This window comes from Butyrivibrio sp. MC2021, assembly GCF_000621605.1.
Classification (GTDB): Bacteria; Bacillota; Clostridia; order Lachnospirales; family Lachnospiraceae; genus Butyrivibrio.
This window is the reverse complement of the sequence record NZ_JHXX01000002.1, coordinates 513,304-528,718: the sequence shown is the minus strand read 5'-3', so window position 1 is coordinate 528,718 and position 15,415 is coordinate 513,304. Positions and strand designations below refer to the sequence as shown.

The window sequence follows — 15,415 nt, the reverse complement described above, 5'->3', positions numbered from 1 at the left end:
AGTACTTAGCGAGGTTTTTTCGAGCTTAGTACGAGCCATGGGTGGGCACTTAACGAGGTCCTTTCGAGTTTAGTGCATCATCCCAGTCGCCAAGCTTTAATGAACAAACGCTCATACAGCGAAATTGCTTCGCAATTTCCCTGTCGTCCGTTGTCGCCAAGCCCTCAGAAATAAATATGCCCAAGCGTCTCTCAAAAGAGCCGCTTTAAAAAGCATAAAAGAAGGCCCTTTCAAGCGAGCTTGAGGGACCTTCTTTCATACTTTTTAAACTCCTTACGGAGTACTGTTCATATTCATTTCTTCGGGTTTGGCTCGTTATCGCTCACATGCCCATTCCCATTCCGCCGCCTGCTGGCATAGGAGGTACGGGCTCCTTGATTGTAGCTACAGCTGCCTCAGTTGTAAGGAAGCTTGATGCTACAGATGTAGCGTTCTGAAGAGCTGATCTTGTAACCTTGGCAGGATCGATGATTCCGTCCTTAACCATGTCTACATACTCTTCTGTATATGCATTGAAGCCGATGCCCTTCTTGGACTCTTTTACCTTGTTAACGATAACTGATCCGTCAAGACCTGCGTTGTTGGCGATGTGGAATAAAGGAGCCTCAAGAGCCTTAAGAACTACCTTAGCTCCGGTCTTCTCGTCACCCTCAAGTGAATCAGCAAGCTTTGCAACATCCTTGGTTGCATGGATATATGCGCTGCCGCCGCCGAAGATGATACCCTCTTCTACAGCTGCTCTTGTAGCATTAAGAGCATCTTCCATTCTGTACTTAGCTTCCTTCATCTCGGTCTCTGTAGCAGCACCAACTCTGATAACTGCAACACCGCCGGCAAGCTTGGCAAGTCTCTCCTGAAGCTTCTCCTTGTCGAACTCAGAAGTTGTCTCCTCGATCTGCTTCTTGAGCTGAGCAACTCTGGCCTTGATCTCGTTCTTGTCGCCAAGGCCGTCAACGATAGTTGTCTTCTCCTTCTCAACCTTGATGCTCTTAGCTCTTCCAAGGTCATCCATTGTTGTATCCTTAAGCTCAAGGCCAAGATCAGCAGAAATAACCTTACCGCCTGTAAGGATAGCGATATCCTCAAGCATAGCCTTTCTTCTGTCACCGTAGCCGGGAGCCTTAACAGCTACTACATTGAAGGTTCCACGAAGCTTGTTAACAATAAGTGTTGTAAGAGCCTCACCCTCAACGTCCTCAGCGATGATAAGGAGCTTGGAGCCTGTCTTAACGATCTGCTCAAGAAGAGGAAGAATATCCTGGATGTTAGAGATCTTCTTATCTGTGATGAGGATGAATGGATCATCAAGGGTTGCTTCCATCTTGTCCATATCTGTAGCCATGTAAGCTGAGATATATCCTCTGTCGAACTGCATACCTTCTACAAGGTCAAGCTCTGTCTGCATTGTCTTGGACTCTTCGATTGTGATAACGCCGTCGTTGGAAACCTTCTCCATAGCGTCAGCGATCATCTGTCCAACCTCATCATCTCCTGATGAAACAGCAGCTACTCTCATGATCTGCTCTTTGCCCTTAACCTTGGTAGCCATCTTGCCGATAGCCTCAACAGCTGTATCTGTAGCCTTCTTCATACCCTTTCTGAGAACGATTGGGTTAGCGCCTGCAGCCAGGTTCTTAACACCCTCGTTGATCATTGCCTGAGCAAGAACTGTAGCTGTTGTTGTTCCGTCACCTGCTACGTCGTTGGTCTTGGTAGCAACTTCCTTAACAAGCTGAGCGCCCATGTTCTCATAAGCGTCCTCAAGCTCGATCTCTTTTGCGATTGTAACACCGTCGTTGGTGATTGTAGGAGCGCCGTAGGACTTATCAAGAACTACGTTTCTTCCCTTAGGTCCCAGGGTTACTCTTACTGTATCTGCAAGCTTATTAACGCCTTCTACCATAGCTGTGCGGGCGTCAGCGCCGTACTTAATTGTCTTTGCCATTTTATTGTCCTCCGTTGATTTATTGTACTCCGTGATATACGGATTGCTCCGCTTCGCTCTCGCAATCCTGCATACATTCGGAAATCGATCTGCTCATTTCATTCGCATATCTGTTTTCCTCATGTATGTTCGGTCCTCAAGTTTTCATTTATATGTCTGCAAGCAACCATAAATGAAACTTTTCGTCCCTATATCACTCATTTGATAATAGCTAAAATATCGTTCTGCTTAACAATGATGTAGGTTACATCATCAAGCTTAACCTCTGTTCCGGCGTACTTGGAATAGATAACGTTGTCGCCCTTCTTAACCTGCATCTTAACTTCCTTGCCGTCTACAACACCGCCGGGGCCTACTGCGATAACTTCAGCCTGCTGGGGCTTCTCCTTCTCAGCGCCGGGAAGTACGATTCCTGATTTGGTAGTCTCTTCTGCCTCAAGGGCCTTAAGTACAACTCTGTCTGCAAGTGGTTCTAACTTCATTGTTAATGCCTCCTTTATATAATAATTAGTATATTTTTTTATTCTTGTTAGCACTCATTCTTATCGAGTGCTAACCACCAAGACATATATTACTACCTAAATGGAATAATTGCAACATCCAAAGGCTTTTTATAAATAATTTAATATATTTTAATTCCCAGTAAATTGCATCTTGAAAGGTCATGTCTGATAATAATCGTAAGAAACTATGTTCATAACAGGGAAGTTATGAAGTTTGCGACAGCAAACATCTCATCAAGGAGGTGATTCTATATGAGTACTAACTTCTTTAGCAGTTTATCGGGCTCCTTCGATTATGTATCCAGCATGAGCGGCCTTCTGTCCGATTATTCCAGTATAAAAAGCGGCGCATACGGAAGTCTTATGAAATCCTACGTAAATAAAGTAGGAAATAAAGCTGCGCTTAATGCATACCGCGAAACAGGTTCCACCACCACTGCAGCTGACTCTGTTTCCGGATATTCAACCTCCAAATCAGGGTCTTCCAGTAAAACAAGCTTCCTTGACAGTCACTTGAGCAGCATCAGTAGCAGCTCCAAGACCACAGAGTCCAAGGAAACCACCACTACAGACACTGCTTCGGCCACAACCACGGATAAGTACGCCAAGTATAAATCTTCCTGGCTGGACGATCAGCTCAAGCAGTATGACAAGGACGCCAACAAGACCACTGCCGCTGATACTTCCGTAGCAATGGATACAACAATTTAAACCAAAATAATAACAGGCTCCCTCCGGAATCATTCCCGGATGGAGCCCGTTTTTTATGTCTCTTCTTTTTCTTTTTCTTTTCTCGGTATGTCCTTACCGTAAAGATCAATGTAGTTCTCTTTAAGGGCTATCGCCCAGTATTTCTCCGGAATATCCGGCCATTTGACAACGCCTCTTTCCTGCTCGCAAAGCCTCATGGCCCTCAGAAGAATAGTCTGATTAAGGTCCACACCTGTTCTAATGGTATGCATTGTAACCGCAGCCCAGGCCGGTGCCATGGTGCAAAGCTCAGAGTTCTTAAACTCCCGAAGGATCTCTTTTCTGTCATATTCCAGCTGAATGTACTCCTCCTCCCAGCTCTTGCCGTCTCCGTGGAGGACGCAGAACTGAGTCTTGCCGCCGTGATACCAGGGAATGCCTATAGATCCGGGATTAACTCCCTTTTTGCCCCTGTAGATATAGGTATCCTGGACATGATTATGTCCGTGTAAAAGAACTCCTGTCTTTAGGTGGGTCAGTACTTTCTTGGTATTTCTCTTTTCCCTGAACAAAAGCTCACTGGTATTAGTGGGCGATCCGTGGCAGTACTCAAAGCCCGGAAATCCCTTGGGCTGGTATATTCCGTAATTGGGCAGGGATTCAAAAAAGTTAAAGTCCTTATCCGTAAGGTTCTGATAAGTATAAAGCAGGGATCCGCTGGCAGAGCCCTTTTTCCAGTTGCCCTCTCCAGTCCTTCTGTAATTAAGCAGGTACTCCTCGCGGTTTCCCCTGATAATATATGTTGTAAAATACTGTTTCAGGACGTAGACAAGCTCCATGGTCTTCTGGGGATTGGGACAATCCGTCACATAGTCCCCAAGAAGAACAAAGTTCGTTATTCCTTTTCCCACGGAATAATCAATGGCCGCCTGCAGGGCCGAATGATTGCCGTGGATGTCACTAAAAACCGCTATATCCATTAACCTTTTTTCTCCAAAATCAGACTTTTTTCATATAAAAAGAACAGGTATCAGCCGGCGAAAGCGCCCTCTATGCTGACTTCCTCGAACTGTCTTGTAAAGAGCTCGTAGTAGTAACCCTTCTTATCCATAAGCTCAACATGGGTTCCTCTCTCGATGATCTTGCCATCCTGAACCACCAGGATGATATCAGCATCTACTATTGTAGAGAGTCTGTGGGCTATAACAAAAGAGGTCCTTCCCTTGATCACAGTGAGAATGGCATCCTGAATAGCCTTCTCCGTAACCGTATCGATGGAAGCAGTGGCCTCATCGAGAACCAGAATTCTGGGATCCGCCAGTATAGCTCTTGCAAAGGAAAGAAGCTGCTTCTCACCAACTGAGAGCATATCGCCGTCCTCTCCCACATCACTGTCAAGGCCCTTGTCCATGCGCTTCACAATGCCGTCTGCGGACACAAGCTCCAGAGCTTTCCAGATCTCTTCCTCAGTGGCATCGGGCTTACCATATTTTAGATTATCCCTAACCGTTCCCGAAAACAAGTGGGGAGTCTGAAGCACGTAGCCGATGTTGGAATGAAGCCAGAGCTGTGACCTCTCGGCGGCGTCTTTTCCGTCGATGAGGACCTTCCCCGCTGTGGGCTTAAAGAATCTGCAGACAAGATTGACCAGGGTAGACTTGCCGGCACCGGTCTCTCCCACAATGGCCACATTGGTTCCCTGAGGAACCTTGAGGTTAAAGTGTTCAAGAACATACTCCTCGCCGTCGGGATAATGGAAGGAAACATCCTCAAACTCAATATCGCCGATAAGAGGCTCCCAGTTCTCCTTTTTGGGATTAAAGGTATCTCCGTACTTCTCAATAACCTCCGGTGTATCAGAAACATCAGACTCTGTCTGGATGAGCCTTGTAAGTCTCTCCACATTTACCTGAACCGCAATGAGCTCAGACAGGGTTACGATGATGTTCTGAACCGGCTCCATCATACCAAGTGCGTAGGACAAAAATACAGAGAGAGTTCCTATCTGCATCACTCCGTCCATGGTGATGATACCGCCCTTATATAGCACGATTGCCAGGGCAAAGGATGACATCATGGTTATGACAGAAGTAAAAAGTGCGGAATAATGGGTCGCATGGACCGAAGTCCTGCGCATCTTAAGAGTATCCTCTTCAAAGTCGCTCTGGATCTTATCTTCCACCACCAGGGTCTTGATGGCCTTGGCCCCGGTAATTCCCTCGTTGAAATTGCTGGTGATAGTGGAATTGATCTCTCTTATCTTTCTGTTAAGAACAATGAGCTTGCCCTGAAAATACATCACAAGTACCGCCGCAATGGGCACCAGCACTATGATATAAAGGGAAAGCCTGAAGTTAAGCACCATCATCATTCCCAGAATGCACACCAGATATGCACCGTTCCAGATGATGTCCATCATTCTCCAGGACACCATCATACCTATTTTACCGGTATCACTCATAACTCTGGCATGGATATAGCCTACATTGTTCTGGTTAAAATATGCCAGTGACAACTCCTGAAGATGGTTAAAAGCCGCATTTCTCAGGTCCCTGTCCACAGAAAGCTCCACCTGACCGCACATATAGCAGCAGACAAAGTTATCAATGACCTGAAGGACCAGGATTATTACATACAGTATGATAAATACGCCTAATCCCTTAAGAGTCTGTTTTCCCACGAAATTATCCAGGGCATACCTGTTAAAAATCGGGTAAAAAGAATCCGCCAGGGAGCTCAGTATTCCCAGGATTATCATGAAAATGATCTTGGGATAGTACTGTTTGATATAAGGATGAAGCCTTGGAATTCCGAAAAATGGGAGTTTTACAGGCTTGTTACTTTTATTCTCGCTCATGCCATCACCCCCTGCATCTGAATATCGTAGATCTTCTTATAAATTCCGCCCTTTTCAAGGAGCTGCTCATGGGTTCCCGATTCCGCAACTCTGCCCTTATCAAGAACAATAATGTTGTCCGCATGCATAAGGGTGGTTATTCTGTGGGAAATAAGCACCACTGTGGAATCTCCGATATGCTCGGAAAGTGCTGCTCTTATCTTGGCGTCGGTCTGGGTATCCACCGCTGACAGCGAGTCGTCAAACACCATAACCGGGGGCTTCTGAACCAGCATCTGGGCAATGGCGGTTCTCTGCTTCTGACCGCCGGAAAGAGTCACGCCCCTTTCTCCCACATAGGTATCATAGCCCTTGGTAAAGGTCTTGATGGTATCGTCAATTGCTGCGATTTTGGCAGCGTCTCTGATTTCCTTCATATCAGGATTCTTCAGGGTGATACCGATATTCTCAGATAATGACCTTGAAAAAAGGAAGGGCTCCTGAAGCACGAAGCCTATATTTTTCCTGAGGTGCGATGTCTTAATGTCGGAGAGGTTCGTATCTCCCACATAAATCTTTCCCTGGTCCTCCGGCAGCGTATAAAGCTTGTCCATAAGGTACATAAGGGTGGATTTGCCGGAGCCTGTGCTTCCGAGAATACCGAAGGTCCTTCCGGCCTTGATGGTGAAGGATACATCCTTCAGCACCCCTTCAGTGGAATTGTCATAGGAAAAAGAAACATTCTCAAAACGTATATCCTGATTAAGAGAAGGCTCCTTTGCGTCTGCCTTGTCCTCTTCCAGCTCACTGTTCATGATATAGCGAAGACGGTCGATGGAAACTCCCGCCTTACTCATCTCGGAGATGATCCTTCCCAGGGCTCTTACGGGCCAGGTCAGCATCGCATTGTAGGATACAAAAGCGATGTACTCTCCCACGGTTATCTCACCTCTGACGCACACCACTGCACCAAGAACAGTAACCAGCATGACCTGCAGGCCAGAGATGAAATCGTTGGAGGACCAGAAGGCCGCCAGAGTCTTCATAAGGCTGATCCACATATCGGTATATTCCTGGTTCTGCTTCTCAAAGCGGTCCTTTTCATACTGCTCTCTGCCGAAGGCCCTTACTACACGGACTCCGGTCAGATTCTCCTGGGCCGTGGCGGAGAGTCTTCCCTCCTCACTGTCCGCATGCTCGAACTGATCTCTTATCTTAATATGGAAAAAGCTGGAATACAGAACGATGATAGGAATAAAAACGGCGGAAAAAATGGTAAGGAAGCCGCTGATATGAACCATAAAGTACATGGCCACAATGATTCTGATGATAATTCTGAACAGTGAAAGAAGCTGCTCGGAAATAAATGCCCTGATGGTCTCTACATCAGAAGTACACCGCTGAATGATATCACCGGTGTGGTTCTTGCCGTGCCAGGTAAAGGGCAGGTGCATGATGTGTTCAAAAAGCGTATTTCTCATACGCTGAATGAGTTTTTCGGAAGCCATGGAATTAAGGAGCCTGAACAAATATCTGCACAAAGCCTGAAGAGCAGCTATTACTGCTATCACCAGGGCTATAAGATACAGATGGGCTCTGAGGTATTCGCTTCCTCCGAGAAAATCCATAAAGGATTTTAAATATCCCGGGATACTGCCGGCATCACCGGCAGCTCCCGAAATACAGAAGTCTATCGCATACTGTACTATCTTGGGGCCAATCAGCTCCAAAAAAGTAACACAGAATGAAATAACTACGCTCAATAAGAATAAGTACGTACTTCCCTTCAGGAAGTAAAGCACTATCTGGGATTTAATAGCAAATCTTATATTATCTTTATTTTTCTTATTTTCCATATTTACCTTTTAGTCAGTGCCGTTTCCAAGGTAAAATGCTTATTTTACGATCTCCTTGATGGAACCTGCAAGACCTGCGATACCCTGCAGGTTGGAAGGAACGATGATCTTGGTTGCCTGTCCGTCAGCAGCCTTCTCAAAGGCCTCAAGGCTCTTAAGAGTGAGAACTGACTCGTCAGCTCCTGCCTCCTTAAGCATTCTTATACCCTCGGCATTAGCATGCTGAATGCTCTTGATAGCTTCAGCCTGACCTTCTGCCTCTCTGATTTTCTTCTCTCTCTCAGCCTCAGCTCTAAGAATTGTAGCCTGCTTATCAGCTTCAGCCTGAAGGATCTTACTCTGCTTCTCACCTTCTGCAACAGTGATCTGGCTCTGCTTCTCACCTTCCGCAAAAAGGATCTTCTCTCTCTTCTCACGCTCAGCCTTCATCTGCTTCTCCATGGCGTCACGGATCTGCTCCGGAGGATTGATGTTCTTGAGCTCTACTCTGGTAATCTTGATTCCCCAAGGGTCTGTGGCAATATCAAGAGCATCCTGCATCTGTGCATTGATCTGATCTCTGGAAGTAAGAGTCTCGTCAAGAGTAAGTGAACCGATTACGTTACGAAGTGTTGTAGCTGTAAGGTTCTCAATAGCTCCGATGGGATTCCTTACACCGTAGGCATAAGCCATGGGATCGGAAATCCTGAAGAATACGATGGAGTCGATCTGCATTGTAACGTTATCTTGTGTGATAACAGGCTGAGGCGGGAAGTCGCAATACTGCTCCTTAAGATCCACCTGTCTTGCTACTCTGTCAATAAAAGGAACCTTCACATGAAGACCTACATCCCAGGTCTCCTTATAGGCGCCAAGGCGCTCAACTACATAGGAATGTGCCTGTGGCACTATTCTGATATTTGCTGCCAGTAATACAACCAGCAAAATAATAAGTACTACAAAAACCCAAAGCATCATAAATTCATATCCTCCCTTTCAACAATAAGTTTTGCTCCGCTAACTTTAACAACTCTGACAATCGCTCCTTCCGGAATAACTATGTTATCCACGGTTGAAACCGCCAGCCAGGTTGAGCCATCCATATCGATCTTGCCAGTGCCCTTAAGGTTGTCAATTTCCTTCTTAACTACAAGCTTACGTCCAACCACCGCATCAATATTGGTCTTGGTGGCTGTCTTGTTGACATATTTGGTTGCAAGGGGTCTTACAAGTAAAAGAACCGCCACGGAAACAACTAAAAATGCCGCAAGCTGTGCCAGAAACGGTGCGCCTACCAGTGACAGTAAAAGTGCCACCAGGGCTCCTGCCGCGAACCATATGGTCACAAGTCCCATGGTTGTAAGCTCAATTACAGAAAGAATAATTGCGATAGCAAGCCAGACTATGGCCATTGACATTTCCATACGTATACCTCCTCTCCCGTCGTATTAGCGCAGAATAATGCTTAGAAAAAAAGCGCAGCGTGGTGCTGCGCCGTCATATTTGTATTATACTTCATAACCCTCGCATTTGATAGTATTTTTTGGCAATTGAAAAACCGTCATTTTCCCAGTAATTTTATAGTACTTTTAGATTCATGCATTTGTAATTATGTTAATAAAATTATAAAATATAGTATATGTGTAATAGGTGAATTGCGCCCTTTTGCAAAATTTCAGGAGATTGTTATGAACGATAAAAATTATGAATTTTTCAAATCCATGATAGAAGTTTACACCATCCCCACCGCTATTCTTGAGGTCCACAAAAACCCTGACGGATCCGTGGGAGATGTAATAATGTTTGCCGTCAACTCTCTCCTGGCCAAAAATGCACAGTCCATGTTTCTTGAGGAGGATTCCGACAAGAAATTTGAGGGTGTTCCTTACTATGAAAACATGAGCAAGGAGCCCAAGTTTGAAGAAATGGCCTACAGATGCGCCTGGCTTAAGCAGAGGATCCATACCTACGTAGATACCACCATGATGTACGGCTATTGGACCGAAGACATTCTCCTTCCTGTAACAGCTCCCGAAGAAAAGCCGGATGATGTCTCCTACTGTATGTTCATGTATACACTGAACAAGGAAATGGATACCGGCAAAGTCTCCAATGTTAATCCCGAGATATCCTCTTTTGTCATCAAGACCTGTCTTAATCTGCGTAATGAAGAGGACTTCCATGCAAAAATGGATGTGATCACCAGAGACATTCGGAAATATACCGATGCTTATTCCTGCTGCATCATGACCGTAACTCCTGACCTTTATAAATTTGATGTAATAAGTGAATCTGTTAGAAACAACGAAATATGCATAAAAGAAATCTTCGAGCACATACCCTATGAGATCGTTGAAACCTGGGAATGGCTGGTTGCCGAAACCAACTGCATCATCATCAAAGATGAAAACGACATGCAGTTCTATGAGCAGAAATCCCCGGACTGGGTTGAATCTCTTCTGAACAATCACGTTGAGACCCTGGTGCTGGTGCCCTTTATACATCAGAATGCCATCATCGGTTATCTGTATATAACCAACTTCGATCCGGAGCTTCTGGTGAAGATAAAAGAGACCGTGGAGCTGGTTTCCTTCTTCCTGTCCTCAGAGGTGGCAAACCACATGATCATGGACAGACTGGAATACCTCAGCAACGTGGATATGCTCACCGGCGTCTACAACAGAAACTGCATGAATGTAACGGTTGACGAACTCTCAACCAAACTGAAACTGAATCCCAAGCCCTTCAGCGTTGCTTTCTGCGATCTGAACGGACTTAAATCCATAAATGATAATGACGGCCACGAGAACGGTGACCAGCTTCTTAAGGATGCAGCAAGGCTCCTTAAGGAAATATTCGTCGGGGATAAGATCTTCAGAGCCGGCGGTGATGAATTTACCATCATTTCCACCAAAAGCACAGAACAGGAATTCATTCAGAAGATCGCGACCCTCAAGCAAAAAGCCTGTGATCCTGACTGGCTGTACTTTGCCGTGGGCTACTACCATGACGCCAAGGACGGCAATCTCCGTCTTGCCATGAGATATGCCGACGAGCGCATGTATAAAGACAAAGATGCCTACTATGAGGCACATCCCGATAAAAGAAGATAGCAAAACCTATAGAAGTCAAAAGAACAGATGTATCCCCACACTGACAGACAGCATAAAAAATGCACCCAAAAAAGAAGACCTCTCTATACAAGTGACAGTCCTTCTACAGGTTTTACAGGGAGAAAATCACAGATATGGAAAAGGGCCTCTGGCATTAGACGCTCAGATGTCATCTGTGACCTTTCTGGAATCGATCTATAAAATTTGTTTTTGGTGTTCCCACTTCAACCATAAAACAAACTATATTTCGTATCGTGAGGGAACTTTAACATATATGAACAAATAAGTAAACAATTTTCTTTCGATTTCATACATTGTTCACAAAACTATATTTCACTTTCCAGTTTCCGCTTCGGTTTTCCCAGTAAAAATGGCGCTTCGCAAAAAATATTGCGAAGCGCCTTAATAATGTCAAATATGAAAATTAGAACTTACCAGCCTTAGCAGCCTCTTCAATAGAAACGGCTGTGGAAACTGTCATACCAACCATAGGGTTGTTACCTGCACCGATAAGACCCATCATCTCAACGTGAGCAGGAACTGATGAAGAACCTGCGAACTGAGCATCTGAGTGCATACGTCCCATAGTATCTGTCATACCGTAGGAAGCAGGACCAGCTGCCATGTTATCGGGATGAAGTGTACGACCTGTGCCGCCGCCTGAAGCAACTGAGAAGTACTTCTTGCCGGCCTCTGTACGTTCCTTCTTGTAGGTTCCTGCAACAGGGTGCTGGAATCTTGTAGGATTGGTTGAGTTACCTGTGATAGATACGTCAACGTTCTCCTTCCACATGATAGCAACACCTTCCTGTACGTCGTTAGCGCCGTAGCAGTTAACCTTAGCACGAGGTGAATTAGCGTCCTTGGAGTAGCACTTTCTTGATACTTCCTTAACCTCACCTGTGAAGTAATCATACTGAGTCTCAACAAATGTGAATCCGTTGATACGGGAAATGATCTGAGCAGCGTCCTTTCCAAGACCGTTAAGGATAACGCGGAGAGGTTTCTGACGAACCTTGTTAGCCTTCTCTGCGATACCGATAGCACCCTCAGCAGCTGCGAATGACTCGTGACCTGCAAGGAATGCGAAGCACTCTGTATCCTCTTCAAGAAGCATCTTACCAAGGTTACCATGGCCAAGACCTACCTTACGACGATCAGCAACTGATCCGGGGATACAGAAAGCCTGAAGGCCGATACCGATAGCTGCAGCAGCCTCGGAAGCCTTACGGCAGTTCTTCTTGATAGCGATGGCAGCACCTACTGTGTAAGCCCACTTAGCGTTCTCAAAGCAGATAGGCTGAATGCCCTCGATAAGGCTGTAAACATCAATGCCTGCAGCCATTGTAATTTCTTTACACTCTTCGATGGAAGAGATTCCATACTCCTTAAGGCAAGCCAGGATCTGGGGCTCTCTTCTTTCATATGATTCAAATAAAGCCATTATTTTTTCCTCCTTACCTTACTGTTTTCTGGGATCGATGCACTTAACCGCATCTGCTACACGACCATACTGGCCCTTAGCCTTATCAAATGCTGTGTTAGCATCGTCACCGGCCTTGATGAAGTCCATCATCTTGCCGAAGTTAACATACTTATATCCAATGATTTCATCGTTCTCATCAAGAGCAACATCTGTGATGTAACCATCAGTAAGCTCAAGATAACGAGGTCCCTTATCAAGTGTTCCGTAGGTTGTACCAACCATTGAACGTGATCCCTTACCAAGATCCTCAAGACCTGCACCGATCTGAAGTCCACCCTCAGAGAATGCAGACTGTGTTCTACCATAAACGATCTGAAGGAAGAGCTCTCTCATAGCTGTGTTGATAGCGTCACACACAAGGTCAGTATTAAGGGCTTCAAGAACTGTAAGTCCGGGAAGGATCTCAGCAGCCATAGCAGCTGAATGAGTCATTCCTGAACATCCGATTGTCTCTACAAGAGCCTCCTGGATGATACCGTCCTTAACGTTGAGGGAAAGCTTGCAGCATCCCTGCTGAGGAGCACACCAACCGATACCGTGTGTATAGCCGGAAATGTCCTTTACTTCTTTGGACTGAACCCACTTTGCCTCTTCAGGAATGGGAGCAGCGCCATGATGTACCCCTTGTGTTACGGGACACATATTTTTTACCTCTGTTGAGTAAATCATGTGAAAATCTCCTTTCGTATTGTAAAGTAACTTTCATTACTTACTACCGAATTAGTTTTTGAATGGCCAGAAAAGCGCCACATCTATTTTTACATAACTGGCGCCACTTTTCAATGGTGTTGTTATGTTTTTAACAAATTTTTTATCTTAAGAGATTTTTTTGTTATAATAAGTACGATATTCAAACATAAAGGTGGTAAAAAAATGGAAGAATTCAAGATTTCAAATATGTACGACTTAAACGAGACTATTGCTGCAGACTTCATGAAGACCAAAGAATACCCCTGGGAGCTTCTTGCAGGAATCAAGGACTATATCATTGAACTGGGCAACACTCTCCCCGCCGACAAATTCGAGAAAAGAGGCGAGAATGTCTGGGTTGCCAAGAGCGCCAAGGTTTTTGATTCAGCTTATATCGGAGGCCCCTGCATCATCGATGAGGAGGCCGAGGTTCGCCAGTGTGCCTTCATCAGAGGAAGCGCCATCGTAGGTAAAGGCGCCGTTGTTGGTAACTCCACTGAGCTTAAGAACGTTATCCTATTTAATAAGGTTCAGGTTCCTCATTACAATTATGTGGGTGACTCCATCCTTGGCTACAAGGCTCACATGGGAGCAGGCTCCATCACTTCCAATGTCAAGAGCGACAAAAAGCTTGTTGTAGTTAAGAACGGCAAGGACGACCAGGTTGAGACCGGCCTTAAGAAAATGGGCGCAATGCTGGGTGACAACGTAGAGGTTGGCTGCAACTCAGTTCTCAATCCCGGAACAGTCATCGGCAGATGGTGCAATGTATATCCTCTTTCATCTGTAAGAGGCTGCATCCCCGCTCATCACATCTTCAAAGACAAAGACCACATCGTTAAAAAAGTTGAAGACTGATATAGTTCATTTATTAGAAAAAGCAATCTGAGTACGCCTCAGATTGCTTTTTTATTTTTGGTATTCCATAAACAAAGTCTCACAAGGAACAGAATTCCTCTTACGCAGAGCTCAGTACACATGGCGATCCAGGCTCCTTTAAGTCCGTAGCGGGCACCCAGGAAATACGCCATGGGGATTCGCACAACCCAGACACTAAGAAGATTCAAAACGCTGGAAAGCATGGTCTCTCCCGCTCCTCTGAACACACCTGCTGCCACTATGGAAGCTCCGTAGAAGGGCTCTGCGAAGGCCTCTATCCTGAGGATCTGCGTTCCAAGCATTCTAATCTCATCATCCGGAGATAAAATTCCTATCATGTACGGTGCAAACAGCCACATAAGCGCGCCGCTGACACCCATAATGAGCATTCCCAGAATAACCGCCATCCATCCAAGGCGCTTTCCCAGATCTTTTCTTTTGGCGCCGATGCACTGCCCCACTATGGTTGTGGCAGCAACGCCGATTCCGAAGCCCGGCATATAGCACAGGCTCTCCGCTGTTATGGAAAAAGAGTTGGCTGCCACCGACACAGTTCCAAAGGGAGATACTATCCTGGTAAAAGCCACATAGGCAAAGCCCATGATTATGTTATCAATCGCAACAGGGATAGCAATCTTCAGGGCTGTAGGAAGTTCATTTGAGGCAAAATCAGAGAACTTCGTCCTTGTCTTCTTTTTCCTTCCAGCAAGGTGCAGTGCCGGGGACTTTACCACAAGGATGTAGAGCATCACCAGGGCTATTATCACAAAGGAAAAGGCTGTTCCCAGGGCAGCTCCCATTACTCCGAATCTCGGGATAAGAAGTGCATTGAACACCACATCCAAAGCGCACATGGCAACATTGAGAATACTGGGAACCCTGATGTTACCGCTGGACTGAATCATTCCCTGGGAGGTCAAAAGTAGCTCTCTGAATGGAATTGAAAGTGCATAAACAAGGAAATAAGCCGATGCATCCTTTCTGATCGCCACATCTCCCCCCATCCAGACAGGAAGTTTTGGACTTACAAGCACTCCTATGACCATGATAACAAGGCTAACTGCCACAGTGCAGTTAAGGCCCCATTTTACAATGGTTCTGGCCCCCTCCTCGTCCTTGGCTCCTATTCTGTGGGCCACACAAACAGAAAAGCCCATGGCTGCCGCAGTTAGTATTCCTCCCACAAGCCAGGTGGTACTGGACACAAGACCTATGGAAGCAGAAGCATTTGCTCCCAGATGCCCCACCATGGATGCGTCTATATACTGCATGATAACCGAAGAAAGCTGAGCCAGAATTGCAGGAAGGCTCAGCCTTATGATCAGTAATATTTCTTCTTTTAATGTAAGCTTCCAGCCATCTCTTATGGCCGATAACGGATCCTTCATATACTCCTCCGAAAAGGTTTGTTCAAGCATGAGAAGTATAGCAAAAGAGA

Annotated in this window: 13 protein-coding genes; 3 read left to right on the top strand and 10 right to left on the bottom strand. The window is 45.6% G+C overall.

The features are described from left to right. Positions 1-322: 322 nt before the first annotated feature. Positions 323-1,945 (bottom strand): chaperonin GroEL, encoded by a 1,623-nt coding sequence (gene groL, locus T359_RS0108115; RefSeq protein ID WP_026517036.1) that lies wholly within the window; start codon positions 1,943-1,945, stop codon positions 323-325. Between the two features lie 197 nt (positions 1,946-2,142). Then, positions 2,143-2,427 carry a co-chaperone GroES gene (locus tag T359_RS0108110; RefSeq protein WP_022763119.1) on the bottom strand — a complete coding sequence of 95 codons (285 nt, stop codon included), beginning with the start codon at positions 2,425-2,427 and terminating at the stop codon, positions 2,143-2,145. 273 nt (positions 2,428-2,700) lie between these two features. On the opposite strand from T359_RS0108110, the gene T359_RS0108105 reads away from it, so the two are divergent. After that, complete coding sequence (locus tag T359_RS0108105; protein ID WP_026517035.1) at positions 2,701-3,159, top strand: hypothetical protein; 459 nt, start codon at positions 2,701-2,703, stop codon at positions 3,157-3,159. Positions 3,160-3,212: 53 nt separating this feature from the next. Here the strand turns inward: T359_RS0108105 and T359_RS19780 are convergent, their stop codons facing one another. Genes T359_RS19780 through T359_RS0108080 form a run of 5 tightly spaced genes read right to left on the bottom strand, consistent with a single transcriptional unit; the run spans position 3,213 to position 9,233 of the window. Further along, on the bottom strand, positions 3,213-4,118 hold the full coding sequence (locus T359_RS19780; protein WP_051545127.1) for a metallophosphoesterase family protein: 906 nt from the start codon (positions 4,116-4,118) through the stop codon (positions 3,213-3,215). Between the two features lie 50 nt (positions 4,119-4,168). Further along, positions 4,169-5,995, bottom strand: coding sequence for an ABC transporter ATP-binding protein (locus T359_RS0108095; protein ID WP_026517034.1), 1,827 nt, complete (start codon positions 5,993-5,995; stop codon positions 4,169-4,171). Beyond that, positions 5,992-7,830 (bottom strand): ABC transporter ATP-binding protein, encoded by a 1,839-nt coding sequence (locus tag T359_RS0108090; RefSeq protein WP_026517033.1) that lies wholly within the window; start codon positions 7,828-7,830, stop codon positions 5,992-5,994. Before T359_RS0108090 ends, T359_RS0108095 begins: the two co-directional genes overlap by 4 nt. A gap of 39 nt (positions 7,831-7,869) precedes the next feature. After that, positions 7,870-8,787 carry an SPFH domain-containing protein gene (locus T359_RS0108085; protein WP_026517032.1) on the bottom strand — a complete coding sequence of 306 codons (918 nt, stop codon included), beginning with the start codon at positions 8,785-8,787 and terminating at the stop codon, positions 7,870-7,872. Then, positions 8,784-9,233, bottom strand: a complete 450-nt coding sequence (locus T359_RS0108080; protein ID WP_051545125.1) for an NfeD family protein — start codon at positions 9,231-9,233, stop codon at positions 8,784-8,786. The genes T359_RS0108085 and T359_RS0108080 overlap by 4 nt, the downstream gene beginning before the upstream one ends. A 264-nt stretch (positions 9,234-9,497) precedes the next feature. Here T359_RS0108080 and T359_RS0108075 point away from each other — a divergent pair, with 264 nt between their 5' ends. Continuing rightward, positions 9,498-10,922, top strand: coding sequence for a sensor domain-containing diguanylate cyclase (locus T359_RS0108075; protein WP_026517030.1), 1,425 nt, complete (start codon positions 9,498-9,500; stop codon positions 10,920-10,922). Between the two features lie 424 nt (positions 10,923-11,346). On the opposite strand, the gene T359_RS0108070 is transcribed toward T359_RS0108075, so the two are convergent. Both T359_RS0108070 and T359_RS0108065 read right to left on the bottom strand, forming a co-directional pair. Further along, entirely contained in the window at positions 11,347-12,366 is a 1,020-nt protein-coding gene (locus T359_RS0108070) for a GGGtGRT protein (protein WP_026517029.1), read from the bottom strand. Positions 12,367-12,384: 18 nt separating this feature from the next. After that, positions 12,385-13,077, bottom strand: coding sequence for an iron-sulfur cluster assembly scaffold protein (locus T359_RS0108065; RefSeq protein ID WP_026517028.1), 693 nt, complete (start codon positions 13,075-13,077; stop codon positions 12,385-12,387). A gap of 204 nt (positions 13,078-13,281) precedes the next feature. On the opposite strand from T359_RS0108065, the gene T359_RS0108060 reads away from it, so the two are divergent. After that, positions 13,282-13,956, top strand: a complete 675-nt coding sequence (locus T359_RS0108060) for a UDP-N-acetylglucosamine pyrophosphorylase (protein WP_026517027.1) — start codon at positions 13,282-13,284, stop codon at positions 13,954-13,956. A 38-nt stretch (positions 13,957-13,994) separates the two neighbouring features. Here the strand turns inward: T359_RS0108060 and T359_RS0108055 are convergent, their stop codons facing one another. After that, positions 13,995-15,365, bottom strand: coding sequence for an MATE family efflux transporter (locus T359_RS0108055; protein ID WP_026517026.1), 1,371 nt, complete (start codon positions 15,363-15,365; stop codon positions 13,995-13,997). Positions 15,366-15,415 lie beyond the last annotated feature (50 nt).

What these genes read in the sequence shown, in the direction of transcription:
- groL (WP_026517036.1), bottom strand. Translation starts at nt 1,945, where the DNA reads ATGGCAAAGACAATTAAGTACGGCGCTGACGCCCGCACAGCTATGGTA.
- T359_RS0108110 (WP_022763119.1), bottom strand. Translation starts at nt 2,427, where the DNA reads ATGAAGTTAGAACCACTTGCAGACAGAGTTGTACTTAAGGCCCTTGAG.
- T359_RS0108105 (WP_026517035.1), top strand. Translation starts at nt 2,701, where the DNA reads ATGAGTACTAACTTCTTTAGCAGTTTATCGGGCTCCTTCGATTATGTA.
- T359_RS19780 (WP_051545127.1), bottom strand. Translation starts at nt 4,118, where the DNA reads ATGGATATAGCGGTTTTTAGTGACATCCACGGCAATCATTCGGCCCTG.
- T359_RS0108095 (WP_026517034.1), bottom strand. Translation starts at nt 5,995, where the DNA reads ATGAGCGAGAATAAAAGTAACAAGCCTGTAAAACTCCCATTTTTCGGA.
- T359_RS0108090 (WP_026517033.1), bottom strand. Translation starts at nt 7,830, where the DNA reads ATGGAAAATAAGAAAAATAAAGATAATATAAGATTTGCTATTAAATCC.
- T359_RS0108085 (WP_026517032.1), bottom strand. Translation starts at nt 8,787, where the DNA reads ATGATGCTTTGGGTTTTTGTAGTACTTATTATTTTGCTGGTTGTATTA.
- T359_RS0108080 (WP_051545125.1), bottom strand. Translation starts at nt 9,233, where the DNA reads ATGGAAATGTCAATGGCCATAGTCTGGCTTGCTATCGCAATTATTCTT.
- T359_RS0108075 (WP_026517030.1), top strand. Translation starts at nt 9,498, where the DNA reads ATGAACGATAAAAATTATGAATTTTTCAAATCCATGATAGAAGTTTAC.
- T359_RS0108070 (WP_026517029.1), bottom strand. Translation starts at nt 12,366, where the DNA reads ATGGCTTTATTTGAATCATATGAAAGAAGAGAGCCCCAGATCCTGGCT.
- T359_RS0108065 (WP_026517028.1), bottom strand. Translation starts at nt 13,077, where the DNA reads ATGATTTACTCAACAGAGGTAAAAAATATGTGTCCCGTAACACAAGGG.
- T359_RS0108060 (WP_026517027.1), top strand. Translation starts at nt 13,282, where the DNA reads ATGGAAGAATTCAAGATTTCAAATATGTACGACTTAAACGAGACTATT.
- T359_RS0108055 (WP_026517026.1), bottom strand. Translation starts at nt 15,365, where the DNA reads ATGAAGGATCCGTTATCGGCCATAAGAGATGGCTGGAAGCTTACATTA.